This window comes from Kingella denitrificans ATCC 33394 (assembly GCF_000190695.1).
GTDB classification, from domain to species: domain Bacteria; phylum Pseudomonadota; class Gammaproteobacteria; order Burkholderiales; family Neisseriaceae; genus Kingella_A; species Kingella_A denitrificans.
In genome coordinates this window covers 935,279-948,801 of sequence record NZ_GL870929.1, presented here as the reverse complement: position 1 = coordinate 948,801, position 13,523 = coordinate 935,279, and the positions used below count along the sequence as shown (strand labels likewise).

At 54.4% G+C, this 13,523-nt stretch carries 12 protein-coding genes; 7 read left to right on the top strand and 5 right to left on the bottom strand.

The window, feature by feature from the left end; genetic code table 11:
• Window positions 1-128 precede the first annotated feature (128 nt).
• The 6 genes from HMPREF9098_RS04750 (at window position 129) to acnB (ending at window position 7,884) form a co-directional block, all read left to right on the top strand.
• Window positions 129-671, top strand: a complete 543-nt coding sequence (locus HMPREF9098_RS04750; protein WP_040564273.1) for a hypothetical protein — start codon at window positions 129-131, stop codon at window positions 669-671.
• The gene (locus tag HMPREF9098_RS04745) at window positions 668-1,444 is read left to right on the top strand and encodes a hypothetical protein (protein WP_003782490.1); all 777 of its coding nucleotides are present in this window, start codon (window positions 668-670) and stop codon (window positions 1,442-1,444) included. Before HMPREF9098_RS04750 ends, HMPREF9098_RS04745 begins: the two co-directional genes overlap by 4 nt.
• 76 nt (window positions 1,445-1,520) lie before the next feature.
• On the top strand, window positions 1,521-3,197 hold the full coding sequence (gene ettA / locus HMPREF9098_RS04740; RefSeq protein WP_003782489.1) for an energy-dependent translational throttle protein EttA: 1,677 nt from the start codon (window positions 1,521-1,523) through the stop codon (window positions 3,195-3,197).
• Window positions 3,198-3,346: 149 nt separating this feature from the next.
• A complete protein-coding gene (locus HMPREF9098_RS04735; RefSeq protein WP_003782488.1) occupies window positions 3,347-4,321 on the top strand; it encodes a class 1 fructose-bisphosphatase in 975 nt (324 codons plus the stop codon).
• 121 nt (window positions 4,322-4,442) lie between these two features.
• On the top strand, window positions 4,443-5,180 hold the full coding sequence (aat, locus tag HMPREF9098_RS04730; protein ID WP_003782486.1) for a leucyl/phenylalanyl-tRNA--protein transferase: 738 nt from the start codon (window positions 4,443-4,445) through the stop codon (window positions 5,178-5,180).
• Window positions 5,181-5,298: 118 nt separating this feature from the next.
• Entirely contained in the window at window positions 5,299-7,884 is a 2,586-nt protein-coding gene (gene acnB / locus HMPREF9098_RS04725) for a bifunctional aconitate hydratase 2/2-methylisocitrate dehydratase (protein WP_003782484.1), read from the top strand.
• Between the two features lie 66 nt (window positions 7,885-7,950).
• Here acnB and HMPREF9098_RS04720 read toward each other — a convergent pair whose 3' ends face one another.
• Entirely contained in the window at window positions 7,951-8,196 is a 246-nt protein-coding gene (locus HMPREF9098_RS04720; RefSeq protein ID WP_040564731.1) for a putative hemolysin, read from the bottom strand.
• A 201-nt stretch (window positions 8,197-8,397) separates the two neighbouring features.
• Between HMPREF9098_RS04720 and htpX the strand changes: the two genes are divergently transcribed.
• On the top strand, window positions 8,398-9,237 hold the full coding sequence (htpX, locus tag HMPREF9098_RS04715) for a protease HtpX (RefSeq protein ID WP_040564271.1): 840 nt from the start codon (window positions 8,398-8,400) through the stop codon (window positions 9,235-9,237).
• Between the two features lie 69 nt (window positions 9,238-9,306).
• On the opposite strand, the gene HMPREF9098_RS04710 is transcribed toward htpX, so the two are convergent.
• The 4 genes from HMPREF9098_RS04710 to HMPREF9098_RS04695 all read right to left on the bottom strand — a co-directional run bounded on the left by HMPREF9098_RS04710 (window position 9,307) and on the right by HMPREF9098_RS04695 (window position 13,442).
• Window positions 9,307-9,882, bottom strand: coding sequence for a biliverdin-producing heme oxygenase (locus tag HMPREF9098_RS04710; protein WP_003782481.1), 576 nt, complete (start codon window positions 9,880-9,882; stop codon window positions 9,307-9,309).
• Window positions 9,883-10,242: 360 nt separating this feature from the next.
• Window positions 10,243-11,094 carry a bifunctional methylenetetrahydrofolate dehydrogenase/methenyltetrahydrofolate cyclohydrolase FolD gene (folD, locus tag HMPREF9098_RS04705; RefSeq protein ID WP_003782479.1) on the bottom strand — a complete coding sequence of 284 codons (852 nt, stop codon included), beginning with the start codon at window positions 11,092-11,094 and terminating at the stop codon, window positions 10,243-10,245.
• 129 nt (window positions 11,095-11,223) lie between these two features.
• Window positions 11,224-12,003: a peroxide stress protein YaaA gene (gene yaaA, locus HMPREF9098_RS04700; protein WP_003782477.1), complete on the bottom strand. Its 780-nt coding sequence runs from the start codon at window positions 12,001-12,003 to the stop codon at window positions 11,224-11,226.
• A gap of 29 nt (window positions 12,004-12,032) precedes the next feature.
• On the bottom strand, window positions 12,033-13,442 hold the full coding sequence (locus HMPREF9098_RS04695) for a sensor histidine kinase (RefSeq protein ID WP_003782476.1): 1,410 nt from the start codon (window positions 13,440-13,442) through the stop codon (window positions 12,033-12,035).
• Window positions 13,443-13,523: the final 81 nt, after the last annotated feature.

Sequence of the window (13,523 nt, the reverse complement as noted above, 5' to 3'; positions counted from 1 at the left end):
AAATAAATTCAAATGAGTACGGCGTTACCCATATCCTTATGGACTACTCGCACACGACACCCATTGCCACCTTGCCCCGGTTTGAATTTAATCTGCTATATAACCCGATGAACAACCGAAAGATACTCATGCCGACACGAAAAGAACGCTACACGCTCGCCCGATATTTCCCGGCCGCACAGCTTTCCGTCATCCTGTTGTGCGTATTGCTGCTGGTGCTGTCCGTGTCGCTCGGGCTGTACACGCCCAAGGGCAAAGGGCAGGGCGGCGGCTTGAATTTTGATGTGGATATTCCGGTTTTTGTCGGGCTGGTTTTGCTGTGCGCAACGTTGTTCAACAGGCTGCCGATAGGGCTGCTGCGCCGCAGGGGCGTGGCCGACCGCCAAATTTACCGCCTGAAACAAATCAGCCAAAAGGCGAACGCGGGGTGGGTGCAGCTGGCGGCAACGCTGGTGTTGATATTTGGTACGGCGGAACTGACGCTGCTGTCCGTCAAATGGTTCGGCAGGAACGCGTGGGTGCAGATATACCGCAGCGAGATGTACAGCTATTTTGCTTCCGCCATACTGCCGGTCTATATCGCCATGCTGGCAACGCGCTATGCGGTATTGACGTGGTATGCCCGAAAAGGTCGCCGTGCAAAAACTGTTCGAAAACAAGGAGGAAGATGATGCAGGAATGGTGGAATGCCTATGCCGCCGAAAGGCTGTTGGTCGGGGAAATACTGGCGTGGGGTGCATTTTTGGTCGTTATGTTCATGTTGATTGCAATGGCGAGCATCAAATACCAGCAGGCGTTTATGACCTATTTTCGGGCGGACGATGTGCCTGCCGATGAATTTTTGGCGCAGCAGAACCGCGCGTTTGCCGCACGCCACGCGGAAATGCTGGACAACGGGTTTTCCGTGTGGCAGACCATGCGGCTGAAATGCGCCAATCCGCCATTTCAGGCGGCCATGGCGGTGTACCGGCATGAAGGGCGGCGCAGCCTGGTCGGCGTGCTGTATGCGTTGAACGGGCAGCAGGCGTGTTATACGGACATTTTCGAAGAATATGCGGATGGCAGCAGCCTGACGGTGAGCAATATTCCCCAAGCCGCACACCCGCTGATTCCGCAACTGCCGATATATAACGCCGAGCCACACAAAAGTACGGTGGCGCAACTATGCAGCCTGCACCAGGCCATCTGCCGCAAAACGCGCCCCGCCGAACCGCTTGCTCCGAACGATGACGAGCCGTACAGCCGCCGCATACTGTATTGGCTGGGGCGGCAGCGCGAATATTTGGCGCAAATGGGCTTGGTGCGGGCGGAACCCGATATTGACGGACGGTATTACTACACCTGGAAGGGTGCGGCTTCGGTAACGTTGCGCAGCTTTCCCGTGTCCCGCAGCCTGTTCGTGCGTGCGCTGCGGCGCAAAACGGCATCTTTAGCAGAAGAATGATGCAAAAAGCAGCCTGCACCGCCTGATTTCCGTTAAAATTACGCTATTTCCATTTTCAGATAGAAAGACCGAAACCATGTCCCAACAATACGTCTATTCCATGCTGCGCGTGAGCAAGGTTGTGCCGCCGCAGAAAACCATTATTAAAGATATTTCCCTTTCCTTCTTCCCCGGCGCGAAAATCGGCCTGCTCGGTTTGAACGGCGCGGGCAAGTCCACCGTGCTGCGGATTATGGCGGGTGTGGATAAGGAATTTGAGGGCGAAGCCGTGCCGATGGGTGGCATCAAAATCGGCTATCTGCCGCAAGAGCCGGAGCTTGATCCGGAAAAGACCGTGCGCGAGGAAGTGGAAAGCGGTTTGGGCGAAGTGGCCGCCGCGCAGAAACGTTTGGAAGAAGTATATGCCGAGTACGCCAATCCCGATGCGGATTTTGACGCGTTGGCGGAAGAACAGGGTCGCTTGGAAGCGATTATTGCGGCAGGTTCGTCCACGGGCGGCGGTGCGGAACACGAATTGGAAATCGCCGCCGATGCGCTGCGCCTGCCGGAATGGGATGCCAAAATCGGCAATCTGTCCGGCGGTGAAAAACGCCGCGTCGCTTTGTGCAAACTCTTGTTGAGCAAGCCGGATATGCTGCTGTTGGACGAGCCGACCAACCACTTGGATGCGGAATCGGTCGAATGGCTGGAGCAATTCCTCGTGCGCTTCTCCGGCACGGTGGTCGCGGTAACGCACGACCGCTACTTCTTGGACAATGCCGCCGAATGGATTTTAGAACTCGACCGCGGACACGGTATTCCGTGGAAAGGCAATTACTCGTCTTGGCTGGAGCAGAAAGAAAAACGCTTGGAAAACGAGGCGAAATCCGAAGCCGCGCGCGTGAAAGCGATGAAGCAGGAATTGGAATGGGTGCGCCAGAATGCCAAAGGCCGCCAAGCCAAGTCCAAGGCGCGTTTGGCGCGTTTTGAGGAAATGAGCAACTACGAATACCAAAAACGCAATGAAACGCAGGAAATCTTTATTCCCGTCGCCGAGCGTTTGGGTAACGAAGTGATTGAATTTGTGAATGTTTCCAAATCGTTTGGCGATAAAGTGCTGATTGACGATTTGAGCTTCAAAGTGCCTGCGGGTGCGATTGTCGGCATCATCGGCCCGAACGGCGCGGGTAAATCGACGCTGTTTAAAATGATTTCGGGCAAGGAGCAGCCTGATTCCGGCGAAGTGAAAATCGGGCAAACCGTGAAAATGAGCCTGATTGACCAAAGCCGCGAAGGTTTGCAAAACGACAAAACCGTGTTCGACAACATTGCCGAAGGTCGCGATATTTTGCAGGTCGGACAGTTTGAAATTCCCGCCCGCCAATATTTGGGTCGTTTCAACTTCAAAGGCAGCGATCAAAGCAAAATCGCGGGGCAACTTTCCGGCGGCGAACGCGGCAGGCTGCACTTGGCGAAAACCTTGTTGAGCGGCGGCAATGTGTTGCTGCTGGACGAACCGTCCAACGACCTCGACGTGGAAACCCTGCGCGCGCTGGAAGACGCATTGCTGGAATTTGCCGGCAGCGTGATGGTGATTTCTCACGACCGCTGGTTCCTCGACCGCATCGCTACGCATATCTTGGCTTGCGAAGGCGATTCGAAATGGGTGTTCTTCGACGGCAACTATCAGGAATACGAAGCCGATAAGAAACGCCGTTTGGGCGAAGAGGGCGCGAAACCGAAACGGATTAAATATAAACCGGTAACGCGTTGATTTTTCATGATTGAAAAGCAGCCTGCACATTGATTTGCAGGGCAAACGGGTGCAGGCTGCTTTTTGTGCGGACGTGGCGGCATCATGCCGTGAAGCCGCGAACTATCCAACTAATATGTTCCGCTATAAAAAACACAGGGAGACAATAAATGCCGACATTTTCGCAATATTTGCAGCAGCACAGCCAACAGCACGGGATTGCGCCCGAATTGACCAGCACGGTGGAGAGCATCGTGGCGGCGTGTGTCGAAATCAGCCGTAATGTGCGGCTGGGCGCGCTTTCGGGCGTGCTGGGCGAGGCGGGCACGGGCAATATTCAGGGCGAGGCGCAGAAGAAATTGGACGTGATTGCCAACCAAATCCTGATGGACACATTGCGCAAAAACCCGAATGTGGCGGGTTTGGCGAGCGAGGAGGAAGACGATTTTGTGGCGGCGGCTGAATCGGGCGGCTATTTGGTGCTGTTCGACCCGCTGGACGGCTCGTCCAATATTGACGTGAACATTTCCATCGGCACGATTTTTTCGGTGCTGAAAAAGCCGCAAGGCAGCCTGCACGCGGAAAGTTTCCTGCAAAAAGGCAGCGAGCAGGTGGCGGCGGGCTATGTGCTGTACGGCGTGCAGACGCTGCTGGTGCTCACGTTCAAGCACGGTGTGAACGTGTTCACGCTGAACCATGACAACGAATGGGTGGAAACCCAATCATCCATGAGCATTCCCGCGCAAACGGCGGAATTTGCCATCAATATGTCCAACCAACGCCATTGGGAAGCGCCGGTGCAGCGGTATATCGGCGAGCTTCTGGCGGGCAAAGACGGCGTGCGCGGCAAAAACTACAATATGCGCTGGGTGGCGAGCATGGTGGCGGAAGTGCACCGCATCCTGACGCGCGGCGGCGTGTTCCTGTATCCCAAAGATAACCGCGACCCGTCCAAAGCAGGCAAGCTGCGGCTGATGTACGAAGCCAATCCTTTGGGGCTGGTGGTGGAACAGGTGGGCGGCAAAATCACCAATGCGCGTGAAAATATGTTGGACATCCGGCCGACAGGCCTGCACCAACGTGTGGCGGTGGTGCTGGGCAGCGCGGAAGAAGTGGAATTGGTGCGGCAGTATCACGCAGAATAAAAAGTGCAGGCTGCTTTTTGCGGAAGGAAGGCTTCCCCGTGAAAAGCAGCCTGCACTTTGTTTAGACATATATTGCCGCTATTGCCGCATTGAACAATACATTGGCCGAAAACCCAGAACCATGAACCCCATTTTTTATATCGACGCGGAACATCCCGAATTCCCGTGCATTCCGTCCCAAAACCTGCGCGGTGACGGCTGTGTCGCCGTCAGCAGCGTTTTGAACGCAGAGCTGGTGCAGGCTGCTTATCGGCAGGGCATTTTCCCGTGGATGAAGCACGAACATGATTTTTACTGGTTCACGCAGCACCCGCGCGCCGTGATTTTCCCGCACAAAATGCACATCGGCCGCAGTTTGCAGAAAATTTTGCGCCACCGCGCCTACCGCGTTACCGTGAATCATGCGTTTGAAGACGTCATCGCCCATTGCGCCGCCGCGCCGAGGAAAGGGCAGGGCGGCACGTGGATTGGCGAGGATTTCATCGCCGCCTACACGCAGCTGCACCGGCAGGGTAAAGCCCATTCGGTCGAATGCTGGTATCCCGACCGTGCAGGCTGCTTTCAACTGGCCGGCGGCTTTTACGGCGTGCAACTTGGGCAGGTGTTTTATGGCGAATCCATGTTCAGCCGCCAAAACAACGCATCCAAAATCGCCTTTGCCCGCGCCGTGCCGTATTTCGCGCAATGCGGCATACAACTGATTGATTGCCAACAAGATACCGCGCATATGCAGCGTTTCGGTTCGGAACTGCTCCCGTTGGAGGAATTTGTGCGGTTATTGAATCAATACAACGATTTGCCATTGGCAACCCCTATCGCCGCCGACACGATTCACGTGCAGGCTGCTTTTGCAGTGTAAAAAATTTACCGCCAAACGTTAAATTCGATTATGATTTCACCGTTGCCGACCCAAAAACAACGTCGGACAACGCCAACACAAGAAGAAAATCCACCCTCAAACATAAAGGAACCAAGAAATGTTAGAAGCCTACCGTAAAGCCGCCGCCGAGCGCGAAGCCTTGGGCATTCCCGCCCTGCCTTTGACTGCGCAGCAAACCGCCGATTTGGCCGAGCTGCTGAAAAATCCGCCTGCCGGCGAGGGCGAGTTTCTGCTGGATTTGCTGACCCACCGCGTGCCTGCGGGTGTGGACGATGCGGCGAAAGTGAAAGCCTCTTTCCTGGCCGCCGTGGCCGAAGGCAGCGTGCAAAGTCCGCTGGTGTCGCCCGAAAAAGCGGTGGAACTGCTCGGCACCATGCTGGGCGGCTACAACATCCATCCGCTGATTGAGCTTTTGGACAACGAAAAACTGGCGCCGATTGCGGCAAACGGCCTGAAACACACGCTTCTGATGTTCGATTCCTTCCACGACGTGCAGGAAAAAGCCGAAAAAGGCAACGTACACGCCCAAGCCGTGCTGAAATCTTGGGCGGATGCGGAATGGTTCACTTCGCGCCCCAAAGTGCCCGAAAAAATTACCGTTACCGTGTTCAAAGTGGACGGCGAAACCAATACGGACGATTTGTCGCCCGCGCCTGATGCGTGGACGCGCCCCGATATTCCGCTGCACGCGCTGGCCATGCTGAAAAACCCGCGCGAAGGCATTACCCCCGACAAACCCGGCGAAATCGGCCCGATTAAACTGCTGAACGAATTGAAAGCCAAAGGTCATCCCGTGGCGTATGTGGGCGACGTGGTCGGCACAGGTTCTTCGCGCAAATCCGCCACCAACTCCGTGATTTGGCATACCGGCGAAGACATCCCGTTTATCCCGAACAAACGTTTCGGCGGCGTGTGCCTGGGCGGCAAAATCGCACCGATTTTCTTCAATACACAGGAAGACAGCGGCGCGCTGCCGATTGAAGTCGATGTTTCCGCGCTGAAAATGGGCGATGTGGTGGACATCCTGCCTTATGAAGGCAAAATCGTGAAAAACGGCGAAACCGTTGCCCAATTTGAATTGAAATCGCAAGTGCTGTTGGACGAAGTGCAGGCTGGTGGCCGCATTAACCTGATTATCGGACGCGGCCTGACTGCCAAAGCACGCGAAGCCTTGAAGCTGCCTGCTTCCACCGTGTTCAGACTGCCGCAAGCCCCTGCTGAAAGCAATGCGGGCTACACATTGGCGCAAAAAATGGTCGGCCGTGCCTGCGGTCTGCCCGAAGGCAAAGGCGTGCGACCGGGCACTTACTGCGAACCGCGTATGACGACCGTCGGCTCGCAAGACACCACCGGCCCGATGACGCGCGACGAATTGAAAGACCTTGCCTGCTTGGGCTTCTCTGCCGATTTGGTGATGCAGTCGTTCTGCCACACCGCCGCCTATCCGAAACCGGTGGACGTGAAAACCCACAAAACGCTGCCCGAATTCATTTCCACGCGTGGCGGCGTGTCGCTTCGTCCGGGCGACGGCGTGATTCACTCGTGGCTTAACCGCCTGCTGCTGCCCGATACTGTCGGCACCGGCGGCGACAGCCACACCCGTTTCCCCATCGGTATTTCCTTCCCCGCGGGTTCCGGTTTGGTGGCCTTTGCCGCGGCAACGGGCGTGATGCCGCTGGATATGCCCGAATCCGTACTGGTGCGCTTTTCAGGCAGCCTGCAACCGGGCGTAACCCTGCGCGATTTGGTGAACGCCATTCCGCTTTACGCGATTAAACAAGGTTTGCTCACCGTGGCCAAAGCCGGCAAGAAAAACATTTTCTCCGGCCGCATTCTGGAAATCGAAGGCCTGCCCGATTTGAAAGTGGAACAAGCCTTTGAATTGACCGACGCATCCGCCGAACGTTCCGCTGCAGGCTGCACCGTGAAGCTCAACAAAGAGCCGATTATCGAATACATGAAATCCAACATCGTATTGATGAAAAACATGATTGCCGACGGCTATCAAGACGCGCGCACGCTGGAACGCCGCATCAAAGCCATGGAAAAATGGCTGGCGAATCCGGAGCTGCTCGAAGCGGATAAAGATGCCGAATACGCCGCCGTGATTGAAATCAACATGGACGATATTAAAGAGCCGATTATCGCCTGCCCGAACGACCCGGACGACGTATGCTTCATGTCCGAAAAATCCGGCACGAAGATTGACGAAGTGTTCATCGGCTCGTGCATGACCAACATCGGCCACTTCCGCGCCGCCTCCAAGCTGCTGGAAGGCAAGAGCGACATCCCCGTGCGCCTGTGGGTGGCACCGCCCACCAAAATGGACGCGCACCAGCTTTCGGACGAAGGCCACTACGGCGTACTCGGCCGTGCCGGCGCGCGCATGGAAATGCCAGGCTGCTCGCTGTGCATGGGCAACCAGGCGCAAGTGCACGAAGGCGCAACGGTGATGTCCACTTCCACTCGCAACTTCCCGAACCGATTGGGCAAAAACACCAACGTGTTCCTTGGCTCGGCAGAGTTGGCGGCGATTTGCTCCAAACTCGGCAAAATCCCGACGGTTGAGGAATACCGCGCCAACATCGGCATTATCAATGAAAACGGCGACCAGATTTACCGCTACATGAATTTCAACGAAATTGCCGAATACAATGAAGTGGCGGAAAAAGTGAACGTGTAACGCGTTTGAATGAAAAAAGCAGCCTGCACTTTGAATTTTGGAGTGCAGGCTGATTTTTTAGATAAATTATTGATTATTCGTGCGGAAATATTCCCATTCTTCCACCACGCTGCCATCGGGCAGATGGCATACGCCGTATTCGCTGCCGTCTTCGTTTTTGCGGATTTCGGATTTGCCGCCTTGTTGCTCGCAGAAGGCGGAAGCGGGATTCGCCGTGCCGATTTGCGGCGCGTTATCAGGGGCGGGTTTCGTGTGCGCGCAGGCAGAAAGCACAACAGCGGCCACAGCAGCCGGTACAATCAATTTGTTCATTTTCATCATCTTTCCAATTAAATTTCCGTTTCAAAAACGATGCCCGAAGCGCACCCTTGAACGGCGATTATAAGCACAGAATTTCGGATTTGACACCGCCTTTTGCAACGTTTTACGCTTGTTTGGCTGTTCTTTACCGTGAATTTTGCGATAATCCAGCCTTCAAAATTTTATTCTAATAAACCAAACAGTGGGGCACACATGAAGCGCATTTTCCTTTTCTTGGCGACCAATATTGCCGTGCTGGTCGTGATCAATATTATCCTGCACATTACCGGGCTGAACCGTGCGCACGATACCGGCAGCGTTTTGGCGTATGCCGCCGTGGTCGGATTCACCGGTTCGATTATTTCGCTACTGCTTTCCAAGAGCATGGCCAAAGCATCTGTGGGCGCGGAAGTGATTACTTCGCCGAGAACCGAAGTGGAAGCATGGCTGCTGAAAACGGTGGAAAACCAAGCGCGCCAATGGAATATCCAAATGCCAGAAGTGGCGGTGTACCATTCGCCCGAGCCTAATGCGTTTGCCACCGGTGCCACCAAAAACAGCTCGCTGGTCGCCGTATCGACCGGATTGCTGAACAACATGACGCGCGATGAAGTGGAAGCCGTGTTGGCACACGAAATGGCGCACATCGGCAATGGCGACATGGTGACTTTGACGCTGATTCAAGGTATTGTGAATACGTTTGTGGTGTTTTTTGCGCGGATTATTGCCAGCGCGGTGGCGCAAAGCCGTGATGGCGAGAATAATCAGGGCATTTATTTTGTCGTATCGATGGTGCTGCAAGTATTGTTCGGTTTCCTGGCCAGCATTATCGTGATGTGGTTCAGCCGCCAGCGCGAATACCGTGCGGATGCGGGGGCGGCAAAACTGGTCGGCCCGGCCAAAATGATTGCCGCTTTGCAACGGCTTAAAGGCGGCGAAAGCCGTTTGCCGCAAAATATGACGGCCATGGGCATTGCCAGCGAATCCAAGGATTCTTTGTTGAGCACGCACCCCAGTCTGGACAACCGTATTGCCCGACTGCAAATGATGTGATGCCGAAATAAAAAAGCAGCCTGCACTTCCATTAACCGAGTGCAGGCTGCTTTTTCGTTGCCGAAATGCTTAGATTTCAAAAATAGCGCGCAGCAAAACTTTATAGAAAGCAAAGGCTTCTAGCGCGCCTTTCAACGCGGCTTCCTTTTCCTCCTCGGAAACGGGCAGCTCGTTGAATTGCGCCACGAATCCGCGCCAGTGTTTGCCGCGGCCGTCCATGTGTGGTGCCAAGTGGCGCGCACCGTGTTCCGCACCGAAGCCCAAGTTGTTTTGGGCATCTTTGAACAAGAATGCCGCGCCCAGGTTCGAGCCTTCCGCGCAATACAGCCAGCCCAAGGCTTCTGCGCCTTGCGGTTTTGGAATTTCCAGCGACACTTCGGCTTCTTTCGCGTTCAAATCCTGCAAATCTTTGATAACGTCGTCGTAACGCGCCATGGAAGCCAAATCTTTAATTTTTTGGTTCAACTCTTTGTCTTTGTAAACCGAATCGACAATTTTATGAAAAATGGCTTGCAGTTGCAGGAACTTGATGTAGTTTTCAGGCGTTGAAAACGGTTTGACCGACATCACCAAGTTATCTACGCTGTCGTGTGTGGCGGTGCTGTTGCTTTTTAAATAGGCCGCAAAAGGTTGGGCTTCGCTCATTCTATTCCCTTTCAGAAATTTCTTAAATCAATCAAGTATTCTTAAATAACAATAAAAAGCTATTGTTGCGTGCCATTATAATATAAAAAATAATGTTTATCATTCAATTCGATACATCGTGGCGTGATGGCGGGCTAATCGTTTGAATTTCATGCCATAAATATATAGTGAATTAAAATCGCAATGATACGGCGTTGGTTCGCCTTGACGTACTATTTGTACGCCTTGCGGCTCGCCGCCTTGTCTCATTTTTATTTTAATCCACTATAAACACGGATTTTGTGGTTATACGGCCGATACAAAAGCAGCCTGCACTTCTGATGGATAAAGTGCAGGCTGCTTTTTCATGCCGTTTCAAACTCAATCGCGCAACTGGGCGGCTTGCAATGTGTTTTCCAGCAGGCTGGCAATCGTCATCGGGCCCACACCGCCGGGGACGGGCGTGATGGCGGAAGCGCGTGCGGCGGCTGCGTCGAATTCCACGTCGCCGCACAATTTGCCGTCTGCCAAGCGGTTGATACCCACGTCAATCACCACCGCGCCTTCTTTAATCCACGCGCCTTTCACAAAATCGGGCTTGCCCACGGCGGCCACGACAATATCCGCCGCCGCCACTTCCGCCGCCAGATTCTGCGTGGCGCTGTGGCACACGGTTACCGTGCCGCCGGCCAGCAGCATTTCCAAAGCCTGCGGGCGGCCGACAATATTGGATGCGCCGACAATGCAGACTTTTTTGCCGCGGATGTCGATTTGGTATTCCGCCAGCAAGGTCATCACGCCTTTGGGCGTGCAGGGGCGCAGCAGCGGCATTTTCTGCGCCAAACGGCCCATGTTGTACGGGTGGAAGCCGTCCACGTCTTTTTGCGGGTGGATGCGCTCCAAAACGGATTGGCTGTTGATGTGTTTGGGCAGCGGCAGTTGCACCAAAATGCCGTCCACTTCCGGGTCGGCATTCAGACGGTCAATCAAATCCAGCAATTCGGCTTCGCCGGTGGCGGCGGGCAGGATGTGCGAAAACGATTTAAGCGCCGCTTTATCGCAGGCTGCCTGCTTGTTGCGGACATACACCGCGCTGGCCGGGTCGTCGCCCACCAGCACCACCGCCAGGCCGGGAACGCGCAATCCGGCCGCTTTGCGCTGTGCCACTTGTTCGGCGACGCGGGCGATACATTTTTCGGAAACTTGCTTGCCATTGATGATTTGAGCCGTCATAAGTTCGCTTTCTGATAGACAATGAAATAAGAAACGGTGCGTATTATAACGCAAAAAAATTTCGGCATTTTCGGCCAATCGGAAAAGTGCAGGCTGCTTTTGAAGGACGAAAAGCAGCCTGCACCTTGTTTATGCTTCGTGGCGGCGCAGGAAAACCCATTCGGATTCGGTGGACGCAGCTTCGTTGAACGCATAGCCTTCCAAATCGAACTGTTTCAGCTGCTCCACGTCTTCCACGGCGTTTTGCGCGGCGTAGCGTACCATCAGGCCGCGTGCGCGTTTGGCGTAAAAGCTGATGATTTTGTATGCGCCGTCGCCTTTGGCATCTTTGAACACGGGCGTGATGATGCGCGCGTTCAACTGTGCAGGCTGCAATACTTTGAAATATTCCTGTGACGCCAGATTCACCACAATGCCGTCTTCCGAGCATTCGAGCGTGTAGTTCAGGCGTTCGGTAACGCGGCTGCCCCAAAATTCATATAAATTTTTGCCGCGCGAATTTTTCAGCGGCGTGCCCATTTCCAAGCGGTAGGGCTGTATTAAATCCAGCGGCCGCAAAATGCCGTACAGCCCCGACAAAATCCGCACATGGTTGTGGATGTAGCTGATTTCTTCATCGCTGCGGCCGTATGCGTCAATGCCTTCGTACACGTCGCCGTTGAACATAAACAGCGCCTGTTTGGCATTGTCGGTCGTGAACGGTGTCTGCCATTGCTGGTTGCGCTCCACATTTAACAGGGCGATTTTGTCGGAAACGTGCATCAGTTCGGCAATTTGCTGCGGGGCAAGCGGCCGCACGTCGTTCATCAGGATTTCCGCTTCTTCCAACAGTGGCGGCTGGGAATAGATTTTGGGTGTGAAATCCCGTTTTTCATTCAGGTTTTTGGCGGGGGAAAGCAGAAAATACATGCCGTTTCCTTTTTGATTAAAGCGTTGGTTTAACGATGTTGGGCAGCGGTTTTTTTATGGCCGGCCGGCGGGGTGTATTTGGGGAAAATAAAGTGCATTTTCAGTCCGTTGGGGGCGACATTGTCGGCAATCAGTTTGCCGTCGTGCTGCTGGGCGATGTGTTTGGTAATCGCCAAGCCCAAACCGGTGCCGTCCTGTCCGTTGCTGCTGTCGGCGCGGTAAAACGCAGTGAAAATATGCGGCAGCTGGTCAGGTTTGATGCCCGGGCCGTTGTCTTGGATTTCGACATGGACGGTTTTGCGGTCATCATAAGCGCGCACTTGGATACGGCTGCCGTTCGGGCTGTATTTCATCGCATTGCGGATAACGTTGTCGAAGGCGCGGTACAGGTAGCTTTCGTTGCCCATGATGCAGGTGTTCGGGTTCAGATGGCTGGTATCCAAGGCAATGTGGTGCTGTTTCTGCTCGGCAACTGCCTGGCTGTCTTCCACCACTTGGGCGATGAAGGGCAGCAGGGTAATGGATTCTTTTTCCATGGGAATGTTGGCCGTTTCCAAGCGCGACAGGGTTAAAAGTTCGCCGACTAGCGTGTCCATACGCGTCAGTTCGCCTTCCAGGCGGGCGATGTATTGTTCCTGTTTCTCAGGCCGCGCCTGCAACAGCCCCACGATGGCCTGAATGCGTGCCAACGGCGAGCGCATTTCGTGCGAAACGTGGTGCAGCAGGTGCCGCTCACGTTCCACTAATTGCTGTAACTGCGCCGCCATTTTGTCGAACTGCACGCCCAAATTGGCCAGTTCGTCTTTACGGTCGTCCAGCTGCTGCGATACGCGCGCATCCAATTCGCCGGCGGCCAGGCGGTTCATGCCGAATTCCAAAATGCGGATGGGTTTGGAGATGTTGCTGGCCAGAATATAGGCCAGAATCAGCCCGACCACGAGCGTGGCGGCAAAAATAATCAGCTCGTGCCACACAGGTTCCAGCGGCAGGCCAGGGATGATGAGGCTGGGCAGGCGTTTGACTTGTTCGCGGTCGAAATCGCGGATAAAGAAGAGGTATTCTTCACCAAACGGATCGTAATAGATCATGCTCAGATTGGAGTTGGGGTGCTTGACGGCGTATTCGTAGGCGTGGGTGATTTCTTCTTTGGTAATGCTGCGGTTGAGCAAATCGAGTTTGTCGTTGCCCTTGATGATTAAGACGTTGCGGCCGGCAGGGCTGTTGCCCCAGCGGTCCAACAGTTCGCGTGTGGCGCGTTCGCCTTGCGATTGGAAGGTCATCAGGGCGTTGGAGAGCAGGTTGATTTCGATGCTGCGCTGTTGGCTGAACTGGCTTTGCGCCAGCTTTTCCTGAATGAGCCAGAAGGAAAAGCTGACGATGAAGATGGCCAAGATAATCACCATGCAGAAGGTGGCGAAAATGCGGTGGAAAAGTTTCATAAGGATTGGGCTGTTTGGCAGTGTTTTGATTATATAGCAAATATAAAAAGTGCAGGCTGCTTTTTCCGTTTCTAAAAAGCA

What these genes read in the sequence shown, in the direction of transcription:
- ettA (WP_003782489.1), top strand. Translation starts at nt 1,521, where the DNA reads ATGTCCCAACAATACGTCTATTCCATGCTGCGCGTGAGCAAGGTTGTG.
- HMPREF9098_RS04735 (WP_003782488.1), top strand. Translation starts at nt 3,347, where the DNA reads ATGCCGACATTTTCGCAATATTTGCAGCAGCACAGCCAACAGCACGGG.
- folD (WP_003782479.1), bottom strand. Translation starts at nt 11,094, where the DNA reads ATGACGGCTCAAATCATCAATGGCAAGCAAGTTTCCGAAAAATGTATC.
- htpX (WP_040564271.1), top strand. Translation starts at nt 8,398, where the DNA reads ATGAAGCGCATTTTCCTTTTCTTGGCGACCAATATTGCCGTGCTGGTC.
- HMPREF9098_RS04750 (WP_040564273.1), top strand. Translation starts at nt 129, where the DNA reads ATGCCGACACGAAAAGAACGCTACACGCTCGCCCGATATTTCCCGGCC.
- HMPREF9098_RS04720 (WP_040564731.1), bottom strand. Translation starts at nt 8,196, where the DNA reads ATGAACAAATTGATTGTACCGGCTGCTGTGGCCGCTGTTGTGCTTTCT.
- HMPREF9098_RS04710 (WP_003782481.1), bottom strand. Translation starts at nt 9,882, where the DNA reads ATGAGCGAAGCCCAACCTTTTGCGGCCTATTTAAAAAGCAACAGCACC.
- acnB (WP_003782484.1), top strand. Translation starts at nt 5,299, where the DNA reads ATGTTAGAAGCCTACCGTAAAGCCGCCGCCGAGCGCGAAGCCTTGGGC.
- aat (WP_003782486.1), top strand. Translation starts at nt 4,443, where the DNA reads ATGAACCCCATTTTTTATATCGACGCGGAACATCCCGAATTCCCGTGC.
- HMPREF9098_RS04745 (WP_003782490.1), top strand. Translation starts at nt 668, where the DNA reads ATGATGCAGGAATGGTGGAATGCCTATGCCGCCGAAAGGCTGTTGGTC.
- HMPREF9098_RS04695 (WP_003782476.1), bottom strand. Translation starts at nt 13,442, where the DNA reads ATGAAACTTTTCCACCGCATTTTCGCCACCTTCTGCATGGTGATTATC.
- yaaA (WP_003782477.1), bottom strand. Translation starts at nt 12,003, where the DNA reads ATGTATTTTCTGCTTTCCCCCGCCAAAAACCTGAATGAAAAACGGGAT.